Genomic DNA, 15561 nt, shown 5'->3' on the forward strand with positions numbered 1-15561 from the left:
CCGGTTCCGATGGGGAAGGGTGGGCGGCGATGCCGCCGGCACGCGGGAGGCGGGTCAGGTCGCCCGGAGACAGGGGCCGCGACACCACCGGGCCGGGCCCGTGGGGGCGGCCAGGGGTACGTCGTGGAGGCTGGCGAGAGCGGTCATCAGGCGAATCCGGCCGACGGCAATGGTGCCGATGCAGATCGGCATGTGGATAGCCTAGAAAATGTCATTTCAGTTAGTCAATATGAATTTTATAACTAAATACATATGTATATTCAGACTGCGGTCGCTTCGAGACCACCCAGGAAACCCAGAAGCGGCGGGATTGCGGCGGCCGCGGCGGTGCTCGAGAGGTTGTGGCCCAGCCCCGCGATCACCTCGATCCGAGCGCCTGGGATCAGCGCCGCCCCGGCCCGCGCGGCCTCGACCGGCACCACCGGATCGGCGGAGCCGTGGATGAACAGCGTCGGCGCGGTGATGCGGCGCAGCAGTTTGCTGCGGTCGCCGGCGGCGCCGATCGCCCGGATCTGGCGGGCGGAGCCGAGCGGGCAATAGCCTCGCGCCACCGCCGCGGCGATGCGGGCGCGCAGCTCCGCCTCCGGCGTCACCCAGGCATCGCCCTCGAACAGCGCCGCCTGGCGGGTGAACAGGTCGATGTCGGGGGCCCGCAGCAGTTCCGGCGGCCGCGCCGCGCCCAGCGCCTCGCGGATATGCGGCGCGGCCAGGACCCCGGCCTGCCCACCGGAGGACATCAGGCAGGTGAGGGACCGCACGCGGTCGGGGTGGCGGGCGGCCACGATCTGGGCGATCCGCCCGCCCATGGAATAGCCCAGCAGGTGGACCCGGCCGAGGCCCAGCGCGTCGATCAGCCCGGCCGTGTCCGCCGCCATGTCGAACAGGGTGTAGGGCGTGTCTGTCCCCTCCTGGTCGGACCGGCAGGGACCGAACTTGGCGGACAGGCCGGTGTCGCGGTTGTCGAAGACGACGACGTGATGGATGGCCGCCAGCGCCTCGATCAGCGCCCAGGGCCAGTCGATCAGCTGCTGCGCCAGGCCCTGCACCAGCAGGATCGGCGGCCGGCCGGGATCGCCGAACCGCTCGACCGCGAATTCCAGATCACCGACCGCAACCCGCGCCATGTCCCGCTCCTCAAACCGGCGGCGGCATGGTCGCGGAGCGCGGCCGGCGTGGCAATGGCCGAGACGGGATGGTGCGAAAGGGGTGTCAGAGCGCCAGGCGGCTCGCGGCCCGGACGCGCTCCTGCCGCACCGGCGCGGCCGCCGGGTCGGTCGACCGGTACTGGACGATCAGCGAAGGATCCATCCCCGGATTCTGCAGGGTTTTAAGGGCCGTCGATATATCTCGACTGGAACACCCCGAGGTCGCGCCGGAAGCTGTCGAGGTTGTAGTCGGAGACCCCCGAGGGCGGGGTGCGGTCATGCAGGATTGCGTGCAGGATGCATTCCTGCATGCGGCCCAGGCTGCCGCCCTCCCGCGCCGCTTCCATCGCCGATCGGATCCAGCGCGTCTCCTGGGGGTTCGGCGGAAAGCCGTCCTCCCAGTTCTGGCGCTGGATGCGGAGCCAGAAGTGCAATGTCTGTGCAAGGCTCCGGCCGTCGCTCATCATTGGGTCCGTCGTCGGCATTATCCTCACACAAGACACGGGCGGCCGATTTGTTCCGGCACCTCGGGTTTTGCGGCGCTGCTATGTTCCCTGGCCTCCGGCAGGAACCGCGCCGTTGCATCGGCGCGGGCGGGCCGTCTTGTCCGTCTGGAGGAGCATCCGGTCCTCCCACTCTCCTTGAGGTCGTTGCGAGAGTCCCACTCTCGCGGGACACTCCTTTCTACCTTCTATCCAACAGACAATTGCGAGGAGGCGAAGCCGACGAAGCAATCCATGGGCCCGCACGAGCGGCCCGATGGATTGCTTCGCTGCGCTCGCAATGACGGGGTGGGTGGCAAGGACGTAGGGTAAGCCCCTACTTCTCGACCGTCCGGTTCCAGCGGTCGTTCCAGTCGGGCCGGTGGGCGTTGATCTGGTCCCAGTCCAGCACGATGGCGTGATTGAGATAGCCGCGGAACTCGGTCAGCATCTTGGCGGCCTCCGGCGTCGCGCCCGCGACCTTGCTGTTGGACGGGATCTGGCCGCCATATTGCAGCGCCGGGTCCTGGGCCTGGACGCTCAGCAGGTAATGCGCCAGCTTCTGCGCCAGCGCCGGCTCAGTGTTCCCGGCGACGACGCACTGCGTCACCATCAGCAGCACGCCGCCCTCCTTGGGCTGGGCGTAGGCCACCGGGATGCCCTTGTTCTGCATGCCGGCGATGGCGGTCGGCGTCAGCGGGAAGATCGCGGCCTCGCCGGTCTGCACCATCTCCGACAGCTTGGCCGAGCTCGGGATGTACTCCAGCACGTTGGGGCCGATGGTGTCGGCCCATTTGCTGAAGCCCGGCTCGACATCCGCCTCGCTGCCGCCCTGGATGCGGTTGACCATCAGGAAGCCGTGCAGCCCGTAGGTGCTGCTCGACAGCGACTGGAACACCACCTTGCCCTCGAATTTCGGGTCGGCCAGGTCCATCCAGGAGGTCGGGGCCGGCCAGCCCTGCTCGGTGAACATCTTGGTGTTGTAGCCCAGGCCGGTCAGCCCCAGGGTCACGCCCGACGCCATGTCGTCCTTGATCCGGGCGGCGGGGTACAGCTGCTCCAGCACCGGGTCGGGCTCGGTCTTCTGGCACAGCCCCATGCCGATCGCCCGCACCATCACCCCGTCGTCGAGGAAGATCAGGTGCATCTGCGGGTTGTCCTTGGCCGCCGTCGCCTTGGCCAGGATCTCGGAGGAGGTGCCGGGCACCACCACGACCTTGACGTCGTTGGCCTTCTCGAAATCGGGGAAGACGTGTTCGGTGAACGCCTTCTCCATGTCGCCGCCATTCATGCCGATGTACAGCGTCTTGGTCTCGGCCGATGCGGCGCCCGAGGCCAGCAGCGCGGCGCTCGCCAGCAGGGCCGTCTTCATTCGTGCATTCATGGTGCTCTCTCCTGCTTGATGTGGTTGATGGTCACGCGGCGGGGGTTGCCGCCGCCGCTGCAAAGCGGCCGATGCCGAAGGCCTCGATCGGGGTGGTGCTGCGCCCGTCCCGCGCCAGCTCGGCCAGCACCTCGCCGACCGCCGGCCCGATCTGGAAGCCGGCGCCGGAAAAGCCGAAGCCGTGGATCAGCCCCGGCGTGGTGCGGCTCAGGCCCAGCACCGGGTTGCGGTCGGGGGTGTCGCCCTCGACCCCGCTCCAGAACCGGATGATCTGGGCGCCGCGCAGGGCCGGAAACAGCTCGGCCGCCTGCTGCAGCAGTGACGCGATGGCGGACCGGCCGGGCCGGGCCCGGTCGGCGTCCAGCGCATGGCCGCGGCCGCCGCCGATGACGCAGTTGCCGCGCTCGACCTGGCGGCCATAGATGCCGCCGCCCTCGACCCCGATGTTGACGTCCATCAGCCGGGGCAGGGGCTCGGTCACCGCCATGTTCGGGTGGCTCGACACCAGCGGCACCGGCTCGCCGAAGGATGCGGCGAAGCTTCCGGCCCAGGCGCCGGCGCAGTTCAGCAGCAGGCGGGACCGCACCTCCAGCCCGTCGCCGGCCAGCAGGCGGAAGCCCTCGCCGTCGCGGGCCGCCTCGCGCACCGGCGTCTGCTCGCGGATGTCGGCACCGGCCTGCCGTGCGGCCCGGGCGAAGCCGGGCGACACCAGCCGTGGATTGGCATGGCCGTCCGCCGGGCACAGCGACCCCGCAATGGCGCGGTCGCCCAGCCAGGGATAGCGGTCGCGGAAGGCGTTGCCGGTGATCAGTTCGAGGTCGAGGCCGGAATCCCGCACCCGGTCGCGATAGGCCTCCAGCGACGCCAGATCGGCCTCGCTGCGCGCCAATTTCAGGTGGCCGGAGCGGATGTATTCGCCGTCGATGCCGATGGTCTGCGGCAGGCGCTGCCAGATGGCGTGGGCGCGCTGGGACAGCGGGATCTGTTCCGGCGGCCGGCCCTGGCGGCGGACGCCGCCATAGTTCACGCCGCTGGCCTGGGCGCCGCAGAAGCCGCGCTCCAGCAGCAGCACCGACATCCCCATCCGCCGCAGCGCCAGCGCCGCCGCCGCCCCGGCAATGCCGCCGCCGATGATGGCGACATCGGTGGTCAGGCGTTCGGTGGCGGTCATGCCGCGCCCTCCGGCTCGTCCTCGATCGTGAGGGGGATCGGCTTGACCGGGGCCTGGCCGCGCAGGCGGCCGACGGCTTCGACCGGCACGCCGCGATGGGCGGCCAGGATCTCGGCGGCTGCTGCTCCGCACATCCGGCCCTGACAGCGGCCCATGCCGACGCGGCACAGCGCCTTCAGCCGGTTCAGCTCGGGCGGCCCCCAGCCGGCGGCGGTGGCGCGCAGGGTGCCGGCCGTCACCTCCTCGCAGCGGCACACCACCAGATCGTCCGGCGCCGATGCGGCCCAGCCGGCCGGCAACGGGAAGGCGCGCTCCAGCCCCTGGCGGAACCGGCCGATCGCGGCCAGCTTCGCCTCGATCCGGGCAGCGCGGGTTAGGTCGACCGGCCGGCCGAGATCCTGTAGCAGGGCCAGGGCGGCGCGCTCGCCCGCCAGCTCGGCGGCATCGGCGCCGGCGATCCCGGCACCATCGCCGGCCAGGTAGACGCCGGCGACGCTGCTGCGCCCGGCGGCGTCGCGCTCCGGCAGCCAGGCGCGGTTCAGGGCGTCGAAGCGGAAGTGGCAGCCGGCCAGGTCGGCCAGCTGGGTCTCCGACCGCAGACCATAGCCGAAGGCGACGGCGTCGCAATCGATGCGATGCTCGCGGGTGCCGTCGTGCCAGACCAGCCCTTCGACCCTGTCGGTGCCGAGGATGCGCAGCGGCCGGGCGCCGTGCCGCGCCGCCACGCCGCCGGCCTTCAGCGCCGCCATCAGCTTCAACCCCTTGGCCAGCACGGCCGGGCCGCGCAGCAGCCCGGGCAGGGCGGCGACCTTGTCGGCAAAGCGGGCAGTGTCCAGCACCGCGGCGACCTCGGCCCCCGCCTTGAGATATTGCGACGCCACCAGCTGCAGCAGCGGGCCGGTGCCGATGAAGGCGACGCGCCGGCCGATGCCGCAGCCCTGATACTTCAGCGCCAACTGGGCCGCACCCAGGCTGTAGGCGCCGGGCAGGGTCCAGCCCGGCATCGGCAGGATGCGGTCGGTGGCGCCGGTGGTCAGGATCAGGTGGCTGTAGGGCAGGCGGCTGCTGCGCCCGTCCCGCAGCAGGTCCAGCGCCCCGGCCTCGATGTTCCAGACCAGCGTCTCAGCCCGGTGGTCGATCGCCGGCGCCAGGCTGTCGATGGTCCGGTGCAGCGCCTCGGCCTTCGCCGCCTCGGTGCCGTACAGCGTCCTGGCGTCACGGGTGAAGCCGTCGGGCTGGCGGCGATAGATCTGGCCGCCGCCCTTCCTGGCCTCGTCCACCAGCACCGGCCGCAGCCCGGCCGCGGCCAGGGCCTCCACGGCGCGGATGCCGGCCGGGCCGGCGCCGACGATCACCGGACGGATCTCGCCGCTCATGCCGGCTCTCCGGTCACCAGCCGCATGCCCTCGGCGATGGCGGTGGAGCAGGCGCGGAAGCGGCGTCCGTCCTCGGTGGCCACCCAGCAATCCTGGCAGGCGCCCATCAGGCAGAAGCCGGCGCGGGGGTGCCCTGAGAATTCTGACCGCCGCAGCCGGTCGGCGCTGGTCAGGATCGCGGTCAGCACGGTGTCGCCGGCCAGCGCCGTGGCCGGGCGGCCGTCCAGGCGGAAGCGGATCTCGGGCCGGCCGGTCTCGGCCAGGCGGGTCAGGATGGGCATCGCGGGGATCCGGTCACTGGCGGCCGACCAGGATGCGGTCGAGGCCGTAGATGCGGTCGAGCACGACCATGGCGACGGCGGTGACGGCGACCATCAGGGCCGAGACCGCGGCCATCATCGGGTCGATCGATTCCGTCGCATACATGTACATCCGCACCGGCAGGGTGACGGTGGCGGGCGAGGTGACGAAGATCGACATCGTCAGCTCGTCGAAGCTGTTGATGAAGGCCAGCAGCCAGCCGCCGGCCACGCCGGGCAGGATGATCGGCAGGGTGATGCGGCGGAACACGGTGAAGGCGCCGGCCCCCAGCGACGCCGCCGCCTGCTCGGTCGACCGGTCGAAGCCGATCAGCGCGGCGATCACCAGCCGCAACGCATAGGGCGTGATCACCACGCTGTGCGCCAGCACCAGCCAGAAGAAGCTGCCGGCGGCGCCGAGCTCGGAGAACAGCTGCAGCAGCGCCACGCCCAGCACCAGGTGCGGGATCAGGAGCGGCGACAGGAACAGGGCGTTCAGCCCGTCGCGGCCGGGGAACTGGTAGCGGGTGGTGGCGATGCCGGCCGGCACCGCGATCGCGGTCGACAGCGTCGCCGCCATGGTCGCCAGCCACAGGCTGTTCCAGAAGGATTGCAGGAAGTCCGAATGGTCGAACACCGCCTGGAACCAGCGCAGCGAGACGCCCGTGGTCGGCAGGCTCAGCGTGTTCTCCGGCGTGAAGGCGACCAGGCAGACGATCACCAGCGGCGCCAGCATGAACGCCGCGACCAGGGCGTGGAAGGTGAGGGCGAAGGGGCCGTTGCGGGTCATCGGCGCCACCTCACCCGAGGCTCTTCCGGTACCGTCCTTCGACGATCCGGTTGTAGCTGAGCATGATCACCAGATTGGCCAGCAGCAGGATCACCGCGATGGCGGCGCCCAGCGGCCAGTTCAGCGAGTTCAGGTATTCGTCATAGACCACGGTCGCGACCATCTTCAGCCGCCGTCCGCCGAGCAGGCTGGGGATGGCGAAGGAGCTGGCGGCGAGGCCGAACACGATCAGGCTGCCGGACAGCAGACCGGGCAGCACCTGCGGCAGCACCACCCGGCGCAGCACCGTGCTGTGCGACGCGCCGAGCGACAGCGCCGCCTGCTCGGTGGCCGGATCCAGCTTCTGCAGCGAGGTCCAGACCGGGATCACCATGAAGGGCAGCATGACGTGGACCAGCGCCACCACCACCGCCGTCTCGGTGTAGAGCAGCCGGACGCGGCCGAGGCCGAGCGCCTGCAGCGCGTCGTTCACCAGGCCGGTGGGGCCTAGCAGCATGCTCCAGCCGAAGGCACGGACCACGACCGAGACCAGCAGCGGCGCCAGCACCACCAGCAGGAAGATCGACCGCCAGGGCTTTCGCATCCGGCTCAGCACATAGGCCTCGGGCGCGCCCAGCACGGCGCAAATCAGCGTGGTCAGCGCCGCCAGCCGGAAGGTGCGCAGGAAGATGCCGTAGTAGTAGGGGTCGGTCAGCACGGTCAGGTACTGGCCGATGGTCCAGGCATCCTGCACGCCGGTGGTGTGGTCGTAGACGTGGAAGGACAGGATCAGGGTCAGGACAAGGGGCGTGATCACCAGCGCCGCGAACAGCAGCGTCGCCGGCGCCGCCATCGCGGTGACCGCCAGGCGCGGGGTGGCGGCTCCCGTCGCGGCGCTCATTGCAGGGCCCCGGCGGCCTCGGCGTCGCGCAGCACCCGGATCATGCCGGGCGCCCAGTCGATGCCGGCCTTGGCGCCCTCGGCCAGCGGCTCTTCGCCCAGGTTCGGGGTCGCGACCAGCAGTTCCCCGACCGAGGTGTCGAGGTGGTACAGCCACTGGCTGCCCAGGAAGTAGCGGCGCGACACCGTGCCGGGCAGGCGGCCGCTGCCGGCGGCGCCCAACGCCAGCTTCTCCGGCCGCAGGCACAGCAGCACGTGGGCGCCGGCCGGCAGCCCGTCGCCGGGAACCTCCAGCGTGACCGCGCCGACCGCCACCCGGGCGGTGGCGCCGGCCTGGGCCACCACGCCGTCCAGCAGGTTGGCCTTGCCGACGAAGTCGGAGATGAAGCGGCTGCGCGGATGCTCGTACATCCGGTAGGGCTGGTCGATCTGGGTGATGCGGCCCTGCTCCATCACCACCACCCGGTCGCTGATCGACAGCGCCTCGGACTGGTCGTGGGTGACCATGATCGTGGTGGTGCCGGTGCGGCGCTGGATCTGGCGCAGCTCGAACTGCATCGCCTCGCGCAGCTTGGCGTCGAGGTTGGACAGCGGCTCGTCCAGCAGCAGCACCGGCGGTTCGATCACCAAGGCGCGGGCCAGGGCCACGCGCTGGCGCTGGCCGCCCGACAGGGCCCGGGGATAGCGGTCGGCGAGGTGGTCGAGATGGACCAGCGCCAGCGCCTCGGCCACCCGCTTCGCCCGTTCGGCCTTGGCGACGCCGCGCATCTCCAGCCCGAAGGCGACGTTGTCGGCCACGGTCATGTGCGGGAACAGGGCGTAGCTCTGGAACACCACGCCCAGGCCGCGGCGGTTGGGCTTCACCGTGGTCAGGTCCTGGCCGTCCAGCAGGATCCGGCCCGTGGTCGCCGGCACGAAGCCCGCGATCATCTGCAGCGTCGTGGTCTTGCCGCAGCCGGAGGGGCCGAGCAGCGACACGAACTCGCCGCGCTCCACCGTCAGGTCGAGATCCGCGACCGCCGCGACGTCGCCATACAGCTTCGAGATCCGTTCGAGACGGAGGAAGGTCATCGCTGTCTCCCTGGCACACCTGCGCGGTCGATCTTGGGTCCGTTGAACGGAAGGCGCCGACACGCCTTTCCAGAAGACTCTTTCGCCCGATCGAGTCAAGGAGACATTCCATTTTATTGGGAGTATTCTGATTCAGATTCCATATATCGGAATCAATGATGGTTGTGGCTATGCAGGAATTCCGGAAATGGTGAAGGCCGATGAACCTCTGTCTCCGGGCAAAAGCCTGCAGCGCGGCTTCGCCATCCTGCGCGCACTGGCCGAGGCGGGCGGCGAGGGGGCGAAGCTGATCCGCATCGCCGAAGCCACCGACCTGACCCAGGCGACGGTGCACCGGCTGCTGAAGGCGCTGGCAGCGGAAGGCATGGTCGAGCAGGACGAGCGCAGCCGGATCTACCGGCTGGGCATCGATTTCTTCGCTCTGGCGGCGCGGGCGGGCAACCCCAGCAGCCTGCGCGACCTGTGCCGGCCGGTGCTGCAGCGCCTGTCCGCCATGCTCGGCGACACCGTGTTCCTGCTGGTGCGCACCGGCTTCGACGCGCTGTGCCTCGACCGCAGCGAAGGCCTGTTCCCGATCCGCTCCCACACCGGCGACATCGGCGGCCGGGTGCCGCTCGGGGTCGGGCAGGGGGCGCTGGTGATCCTGGCCTTCCTGCCGGAGGCGGAGCGCGAGGAGGTGGTGCGCTTCAACGTCCCGCGCCTGGTCGGCCAGGGCGTCATGGACGAGGTCTACCTGCGCAGCGAAATGGCGAAGGTGCGCGCGGCCGGCTACGCCACGCGGCGGGACTTCATCCTGCCCGGCATGGGCGGCGCCGCGGTGCCGATCCTCGATCGCGACGGCCGGGCGGTGGCGGCGCTCAGCATCGGCACCATCTCCGAACGGCTGGGCGAGGACCGGCTGCCGACGGTGATCGAGATCCTGAAGCGCGAGGCCGACGCGATCGGGCCGCGGATCAACCCCTTCGACCCGGCCCTGCGCCGCCCGGCCCAGATGCTGGGCAGCGCCGCCATGGGCGGGTGAGGGACCGTTCTTTTTTTGTCATGCCACGGCTTGACCGTGGCATCCAGGGCGGCCAGAGCGGTTCTTCGTGGCCCCTGGATTGCCCGGTCAAGCCGGGCAATGACAGATAGAGTGTAGTCCCCACGATCCGAGGATCCCTCCGATGTCCCTTCCGCCCTTCGCCCCCGGTCCTGCCCGCCTGGCCTGGAGCCCGTCGCCGGAGCTCGGCGCGCTGGGCAAGGCCCACGGCGCGGTGCTGGTCCCGACCGGCGCGGTCGAGCAGCACGGGCCGCATCTGGCGACCGGCGTCGACATCTGGCTGGCAATGGCGGTGGCGCTGGGCGTCGCCGGGCGGGACCCGTCGATCCGGGTGGCCGAGCCGATCTCCTACGGCTCCTCGGCGCATCACGTGGCCTTCCCCGGCACCATCAGCCTGCGGCCGTCGACCTTTATCGCCATCGTGGTCGATGTCTGCCGTTCGCTGGCGCGCGACGGCTTCTTCCCGATCCTGCTGAACGGCCATGGCGGCAACCGCGGCGCGCTGCAGGTCGCGGTGTCCGAACTCGGCGCCGACGGCATCCGCAGCGCCGCCTTCTCCTATTTCGACCTGATCCGCGAGGATGCGGCGGCGATCCTGCCCGATGCCGACCAGGGCTGCGGCCATGCCTGCGCGCTGGAGACCTCGCTGATGCTGCACCTGTTCCCGGGATCGGCCCGGGCCGAGGCGATCCCGGCCGGCGGTACGCCGTCCTGCTGGCCCGACCCGCATCTCTATGCGTCCAGCCCGATCACGGTCTGGCGCGGCTTCGAGGAGATCAACCCGACCGGGGTGATCGGCCGCCCCGCCGACGCCACCGCGGAGGCCGGGGCCAGGCTCTACGAGGCCGCGGTGGCCTGTTCGCTGGCGGCGACGCAGCGGCTGCGCGAGACCTTCGCCACGGCGTGAGGCTTTCGTTTTCGGCCGCGATGTGCCACGGAGGCCGGCATGACCGATGATCCCGCCCTCGACACCCTGTTCCTGCCCTTCGACACCGAGGCCCTGGCCTGGCCGGCGGATGGCCGCGCCCTGTTCCTCGGCGCCCGCGCCGGCGCGGCGCTGGCCGGATACGCATCCCCTGCCCTGGCCTGCGAGCAGAGCGTCCGGCAGCACGCCACGGCGCTGGAGCAGGCGGGGCTGACCGTCTCGCCCGCGGTCGAAGGCCGCTTCCCGCTGGTGCTGGTGCTGCCGCCGCGGCAGCGCGAGGCGGCGCGCACCCTGCTGGCCCGCGCGCTGGACCAGGCGGTATCAGGCGCCGCCGTGGTGGTCAGCCTGGCCAACACCGACGGTGCCCGCTCGATCGAGGAGGATCTGGTCCGCCTGGCCGGGCCGGTCGAAAGCCTGTCGAAGAACCGCTGCCGCGTGTTCTGGGTCCGCCCGCAGGACGGCGCCGGCGACCTTGCGCTGCGCGCCGAATGGGCGCTGCTGGATGCGCCGCGCCCGGTGGCGGAGGGCCGCTTCCTCAGCCGCCCCGGCCTGTTCGCCTGGGACCGCATCGATCCCGGCTCGGCCCTGCTCGCCGCCCATCTGCCGGCGGACCTCAAGGGCCATGGCGCCGATCTCGGCTCGGGTTTCGGCACGCTCTCGGCCGCGATCCTGGAGCGCTGCCCCGATGTCACGGCGCTGGACCTCTACGACGCCGAGGCGCGGGCGCTGGACCTCGCCCGCCGCAACCTGGCACCCCTGGCCGGGCAGACCGCGCTCGACTTCCTCTGGCATGACGTCGCCGGCGGGCTGGCGCCGGGCCGGCGCTACCATTTCATCGTCACCAACCCGCCCTTCCATGACGGCGGCCGGGCCGACCGGCACGACCTCGGCCGCGCCTTCATCGCCGCCGCGGCGGCGGGGCTGAAGCCGAAGGGGCGGCTGTGGCTGGTGGCGAACCGGCACCTGCCCTATGAGGCGACGCTGGAAAAGGCCTTCACCATGGTCCGCAGCGTGGTCGAGGACGGTCCCTATAAGGTGATCGAGGCCGCAAAGGGCGTGCGATGAAGCTGGTCCGCCGCCTCGCCAATCTCGGTTACGGCAGCCGCAAGCAGGTCGAGGCGATGCTGCGCGACGGCCGCGTCACCAACGCCGCCGACGTGCCGTTCAACCCCGAGGCGCAGCCGGAGCACGAGGCGATCCGGGTCGATGGCGAGCCGCTCGACCCCCCGCCCGGCGCGGTGCTGATGCTGCACAAGCCCACCGGCTACACCTGCGCCACCGCCGACCCCGGCCGGGTGGTCTACGAGCTGCTGCCGCCCCGGTTCCGCCAGCGCAACCCGATCGTCGCGCCGGTCGGGCGGCTCGACCGCGACACCACCGGCCTGCTGCTGCTGACCGATGATGGCGTGCTGCTGCACCGGATCATCTCGCCCAAGGCCCGCATCCCCAAGGTCTATGAGGCGACGCTGGCGCAGGACCTCGCGGGGAACGAGGCGGAGCTGTTCGCCGCCGGCACCCTGATGCTGCGGTCGGAGAAGACGCCGCTGGAGCCGGCGGCGCTGGAGGTGCTGGGGCCGCGGCGGGCCCGGCTGACCCTGACCGAGGGCCGCTACCACCAGGTCCGGCGGATGTTCGCCGCGGCCGGCAACCGGGTCGAGACGCTGCACCGCGCGACCGTCGGCGGCCTGGCGCTGGGGGATCTGGCCGAGGGGAAGTGGCGGCTGCTGGACCCGGCCGAGGTGGCCTCGGTGTTCGGGCCGCCTGCGGCCTGACGACTCACGCCGCGAAGGTCAGCACCACCCGGGTCCCGGCGTGGCTGGGGTCGTGCAGCAGGGTCGCTTCCAGCTTGGTCGCCATCGCCTTGATGATCCGCTGCCCCAGCCCGGTCGATCCCGCCGGCGCCGGGCCGATGCCGACGCCGTCATCCTCGACCGTGATCTCGATCCGGGCATCGGGCAAAGCGCGCTGCACCACCCGGACCGGCCCGCCGCCCGCGGCGGGATAGGCGTATTTCAGCGCGTTCAGCACCAGCTCGGTGACGATGACGCCCAGCGCGATGGCCCGGTCGGGGTGAATCTCGACCGGCTCGGTCCGCAGGTCCAGCACCGACCGGGTGCCCTGGCCTTCGGTCGATCCGCGCAGGCTTTCCGCCAGTTCCTGCAGATAGCGGTCGAGCTCGATGGCGCTGACGGAGTCGGAGGTGTAGAGGCGGCGATGCGCCTGGGCGACCGCCATCACCCGGTTCTCCGCCTCGGCCAGCGCGCCCTTGATGTCGGGCGCACCCGACGCATTGGCCTGCAGCCGCAGCAACGAGGCGATCAGCTGCAGGCTGTTGCTGACGCGGTGGTTGATCTCGCGCATCAGCATGGCGCGCTCCTCGGCCAGCGCCTCGAAACGGTCGCGGGCGGCCCGGATCTCGGCCTGGTGGATTTCGTTCTCGCGCCGCAGCCGGGCGGCCTCCAGCGCGCCGTCGATCGCCGCCTGCAGCAGGGCGAAGAACTCGCCCTCGGCCGATTTGATCACATAGTCGGCGGCGCCGATCTTCAGCGCCGCCACCGCCACCCGGCTGTCCTGGTTGCCGGTGGCGTAGATCACCGGGGGCGGGTCGGGCCGCCGGCGGATCTCCTCCAGCGTCGCCAGCCCGTCCTGGCCGGGCATGGCATGGTCCAGCACCACGGCGTCGATGCCGCCCTGGTCGATGCGGGCCAGCCCCAATCCGCCATCGGTCGCGATCTCGACGACATAGCCGGCGCGGCCCAGCGTCCTTTGCGCCAGCCGGGCCAATCCCGGATCGTCGTCGATGTAGAGGATGCGGATGCCGGCAGCAGCCATCATGGAGTCTCGGGCACCTGGATGACGGAGAAGAACAGGCCCAGCTGCCGGATCGCGTTGGCGAAGTTCTCGTAGTTCACCGGCTTGGTGATGTAGACGTTGCAGCCGAGGTCGTAGCAGCGCTGGATCTCGACCTTGTCGTCGGTGGTGGTCAGGACCACGACCGGCGACAGCTTCAGATGGTCGTTCTCCTTGACCCGCCGCAGGATCTCGGTGCCGGAGATGTCGGGCAAGTTGAGGTCCAGCAGGATCAGCAGCGCCCTGCCTTTGTTCACCTCGCCGGATCCGTCCGGGCCGAACAGATGGGCCAGGCCGCTGGTGCCGTCGCGGAACGACATCAGTTCGTTGTGCACCCCGGCCCGGCGCAGGTTCTTCTCGATCAGGCGGGCATGGCCCTCATCGTCCTCGATCATCACGATGCTGACCGCGCGGCTGTCCTGGCTCATCTCGCTGCCCTCCGGTTGGGTTCGATCCATGTCTTGGGAAGGGTGACCCGGAACACGCTGCCGTGCCCCGGGGTGGAATCCATCGCGATGCTGCCGCCCAGCCGGCGGACCAGCGCGCGGACATGGGCCAGGCCGATGCCCTCGCCCGGCCGGTCCTGCGGGCCGGAGCGGCGGAACAGCTCGAAGATCCGGCCCCTGTCCTGCGGGTCGACGCCGCGGCCGTTGTCGCGGACCTCGTAGACCAGGCCGGCTGCCGTCGCCCGGCCGCTGACCTCGACCTCGCCCGGCACGCCGTCGCGCAGATACTTCAGGGCGTTGTCCAGCAGGTTCGAGAAGATCTGCTCCAGCGCCAGCCGGTCGCTGGCCAGGGCCGGCAGGGCGCCGATCCGGATCTCGGCGTTCCGCTCCTGGGCCTGGTGGGCCAGGCTGCCGGCGATGCCCTGCAGCAGCGCGGTGGCGTCGATCCGCTCGCGCTTGAACTCCCGCCGGCCCTGCCGGGCCAGGGTCAGGATGGCGTTGATCAGCCGGTCCATCTTGGCGATCGAGGTCTTGATGAAGCCCACCGCCTCGCCGAAATCCGCCTTCAGCGCCTCGTCCTCGCTTTCGTCGGCCGGTGCCGGCAGCTGGCCGCGCAGGGCCGCGATCCGGTCGAAGATGCCGTCGCGCACATGCTCCAGCTCGCTGGTGAAGCCCATGATGTTGACCAAAGGCGACCGCAGGTCGTGGCTGACGATGTAGGCGTAGCGCTGGATCTCCTCATTGGCCTCCTGCAGGTCGGCCGTCCGCTCCGCCACCACCGCCTCCAGCCCCTCATTGGCGTGGGCGAGCTCCTGCTGGATGGCCTGCAGCGCCCGGGTCGACCGCCGGAACAGGATGACGGCGACGGCGGCGACCGCGACGATGGTCAGCAGGCCGGCCAGGGTGATCGCCACCAGCCAGAACTGGGTATTGCGCGAGGTGGCGGACCGGTCGGTCAGCAGCCGCGCCTCCTCCGTCTTCATGCCCGTCAGGATGCCGTCGATCTGCGCGATCAGCTCACGTCCGCGCCCGGTCCGCACCAGGGTCAGCGCGCCGATGCGGTCGCCGCCATCGTACTGGCGAACGGCGTTGCGGAAGTTGGGCAGCCGGTCCAGCAGCGGCCGCAGGGTTCCGATCGCCTGCTGCTGCGAGGGATTGTCGCTGGTCCGGCCCTGGATCTCGTCGATCACGGCCGGGATCTGCGCCAGCGCCGTCTCGAAGGAGTCGGCGTATTGCTTGTCCTCGGTCAGGAGGTAGCTGCGCTGGGCGCCCTCCACCGTCTGTACCAGGAACTGCAGCTGGGTGATCCGGCCTTCCAGCTCGAGCGAATGGGCGACCCATTCCTGGTCCTCGCGCGACTGCTGCACCAGCCAGATCGACGCGACGCCGATCACCAGCAGGATGGCGAAGCCGAGGATGCCGAGGGTCAGGAGACTGTGTCTGGTCATGGAATCGGGGGACGTGTTGCCGCTTCGCTCTGGTGTATGGCACGCAACCGTATGAGGGTGCTGGGCCATTTGCCACAGGAAGATAAAACTCTCAACTATTCGCCGAGCTTCAGCCTTTTAGCCCACGCTATGCAATCTTGATCTGCTCAGCATTGCGGCCCGCGGCCGGTCGCGCAGAAATTATCAAATGTTTATTTCGGAATGTTGTGGAAATGCCGGCGGACGGGGTGCCAGGGGCAGGCCGGGATCAAGGCCC

Annotated in this window: 16 protein-coding genes; 4 read left to right on the plus strand and 12 right to left on the minus strand. The window is 70.7% G+C overall.

From position 1 onward, the window contains the following. Window positions 1–260: 260 nt before the first annotated feature. From AB4112_RS17915 to AB4112_RS17955, 9 genes are all read right to left on the minus strand, one after another. Window positions 261–1124 (minus strand): alpha/beta fold hydrolase, encoded by an 864-nt coding sequence (locus AB4112_RS17915; protein ID WP_441721600.1) that lies wholly within the window; start codon window positions 1122–1124, stop codon window positions 261–263. 203 nt (window positions 1125–1327) lie between these two features. Further along, complete coding sequence (locus tag AB4112_RS17920; protein WP_309794798.1) at window positions 1328–1609, minus strand: hypothetical protein; 282 nt, start codon at window positions 1607–1609, stop codon at window positions 1328–1330. Window positions 1610–1964: 355 nt separating this feature from the next. Beyond that, a complete protein-coding gene (locus AB4112_RS17925; RefSeq protein WP_441721603.1) occupies window positions 1965–3011 on the minus strand; it encodes an ABC transporter substrate-binding protein in 1047 nt (348 codons plus the stop codon). Window positions 3012–3042: 31 nt separating this feature from the next. Beyond that, on the minus strand, window positions 3043–4182 hold the full coding sequence (locus AB4112_RS17930; protein WP_441721606.1) for an NAD(P)/FAD-dependent oxidoreductase: 1140 nt from the start codon (window positions 4180–4182) through the stop codon (window positions 3043–3045). After that, entirely contained in the window at window positions 4179–5558 is a 1380-nt protein-coding gene (locus AB4112_RS17935; RefSeq protein WP_441721609.1) for an FAD-dependent oxidoreductase, read from the minus strand. Before AB4112_RS17935 ends, AB4112_RS17930 begins: the two co-directional genes overlap by 4 nt. After that, window positions 5555–5839: a (2Fe-2S)-binding protein gene (locus tag AB4112_RS17940; RefSeq protein ID WP_309794794.1), complete on the minus strand. Its 285-nt coding sequence runs from the start codon at window positions 5837–5839 to the stop codon at window positions 5555–5557. Before AB4112_RS17940 ends, AB4112_RS17935 begins: the two co-directional genes overlap by 4 nt. Window positions 5840–5852: 13 nt before the next feature. After that, on the minus strand, window positions 5853–6647 hold the full coding sequence (locus AB4112_RS17945) for an ABC transporter permease (protein ID WP_309794793.1): 795 nt from the start codon (window positions 6645–6647) through the stop codon (window positions 5853–5855). A gap of 10 nt (window positions 6648–6657) precedes the next feature. After that, window positions 6658–7527, minus strand: coding sequence for an ABC transporter permease (locus tag AB4112_RS17950; RefSeq protein ID WP_309794792.1), 870 nt, complete (start codon window positions 7525–7527; stop codon window positions 6658–6660). Continuing rightward, entirely contained in the window at window positions 7524–8597 is a 1074-nt protein-coding gene (locus AB4112_RS17955) for an ABC transporter ATP-binding protein (protein ID WP_309794791.1), read from the minus strand. The genes AB4112_RS17950 and AB4112_RS17955 overlap by 4 nt, the downstream gene beginning before the upstream one ends. Before the next feature lie 187 nt (window positions 8598–8784). On the opposite strand from AB4112_RS17955, the gene AB4112_RS17960 reads away from it, so the two are divergent. From AB4112_RS17960 to AB4112_RS17975, 4 genes are all read left to right on the plus strand, one after another. Continuing rightward, complete coding sequence (locus AB4112_RS17960) at window positions 8785–9618, plus strand: IclR family transcriptional regulator (protein ID WP_309794790.1); 834 nt, start codon at window positions 8785–8787, stop codon at window positions 9616–9618. Window positions 9619–9760: 142 nt separating this feature from the next. Further along, complete coding sequence (locus tag AB4112_RS17965) at window positions 9761–10543, plus strand: creatininase family protein (RefSeq protein ID WP_309794789.1); 783 nt, start codon at window positions 9761–9763, stop codon at window positions 10541–10543. Between the two features lie 39 nt (window positions 10544–10582). Next, window positions 10583–11626, plus strand: coding sequence for a class I SAM-dependent methyltransferase (locus AB4112_RS17970; RefSeq protein ID WP_309794788.1), 1044 nt, complete (start codon window positions 10583–10585; stop codon window positions 11624–11626). Next, window positions 11623–12333 (plus strand): pseudouridine synthase, encoded by a 711-nt coding sequence (locus AB4112_RS17975; protein ID WP_309794787.1) that lies wholly within the window; start codon window positions 11623–11625, stop codon window positions 12331–12333. The genes AB4112_RS17970 and AB4112_RS17975 overlap by 4 nt, the downstream gene beginning before the upstream one ends. A gap of 4 nt (window positions 12334–12337) precedes the next feature. Here AB4112_RS17975 and AB4112_RS17980 read toward each other — a convergent pair whose 3' ends face one another. The 3 genes from AB4112_RS17980 to AB4112_RS17990 are packed head-to-tail and all read right to left on the minus strand — an operon-like array spanning window position 12338 to window position 15305. Further along, on the minus strand, window positions 12338–13396 hold the full coding sequence (locus tag AB4112_RS17980) for a sensor histidine kinase (RefSeq protein ID WP_309794786.1): 1059 nt from the start codon (window positions 13394–13396) through the stop codon (window positions 12338–12340). Further along, a complete protein-coding gene (locus tag AB4112_RS17985) occupies window positions 13393–13839 on the minus strand; it encodes a response regulator (RefSeq protein WP_309794785.1) in 447 nt (148 codons plus the stop codon). The genes AB4112_RS17980 and AB4112_RS17985 overlap by 4 nt, the downstream gene beginning before the upstream one ends. Beyond that, window positions 13836–15305 carry a sensor histidine kinase gene (locus tag AB4112_RS17990; RefSeq protein ID WP_309794784.1) on the minus strand — a complete coding sequence of 490 codons (1470 nt, stop codon included), beginning with the start codon at window positions 15303–15305 and terminating at the stop codon, window positions 13836–13838. Before AB4112_RS17990 ends, AB4112_RS17985 begins: the two co-directional genes overlap by 4 nt. Between the last annotated feature and the right edge of the window lie 256 nt (window positions 15306–15561).

This window comes from Inquilinus sp. 2KB_23, assembly GCF_052115705.1.
GTDB lineage: Bacteria > Pseudomonadota > Alphaproteobacteria > DSM-16000 > Inquilinaceae > Inquilinus > Inquilinus ginsengisoli_A.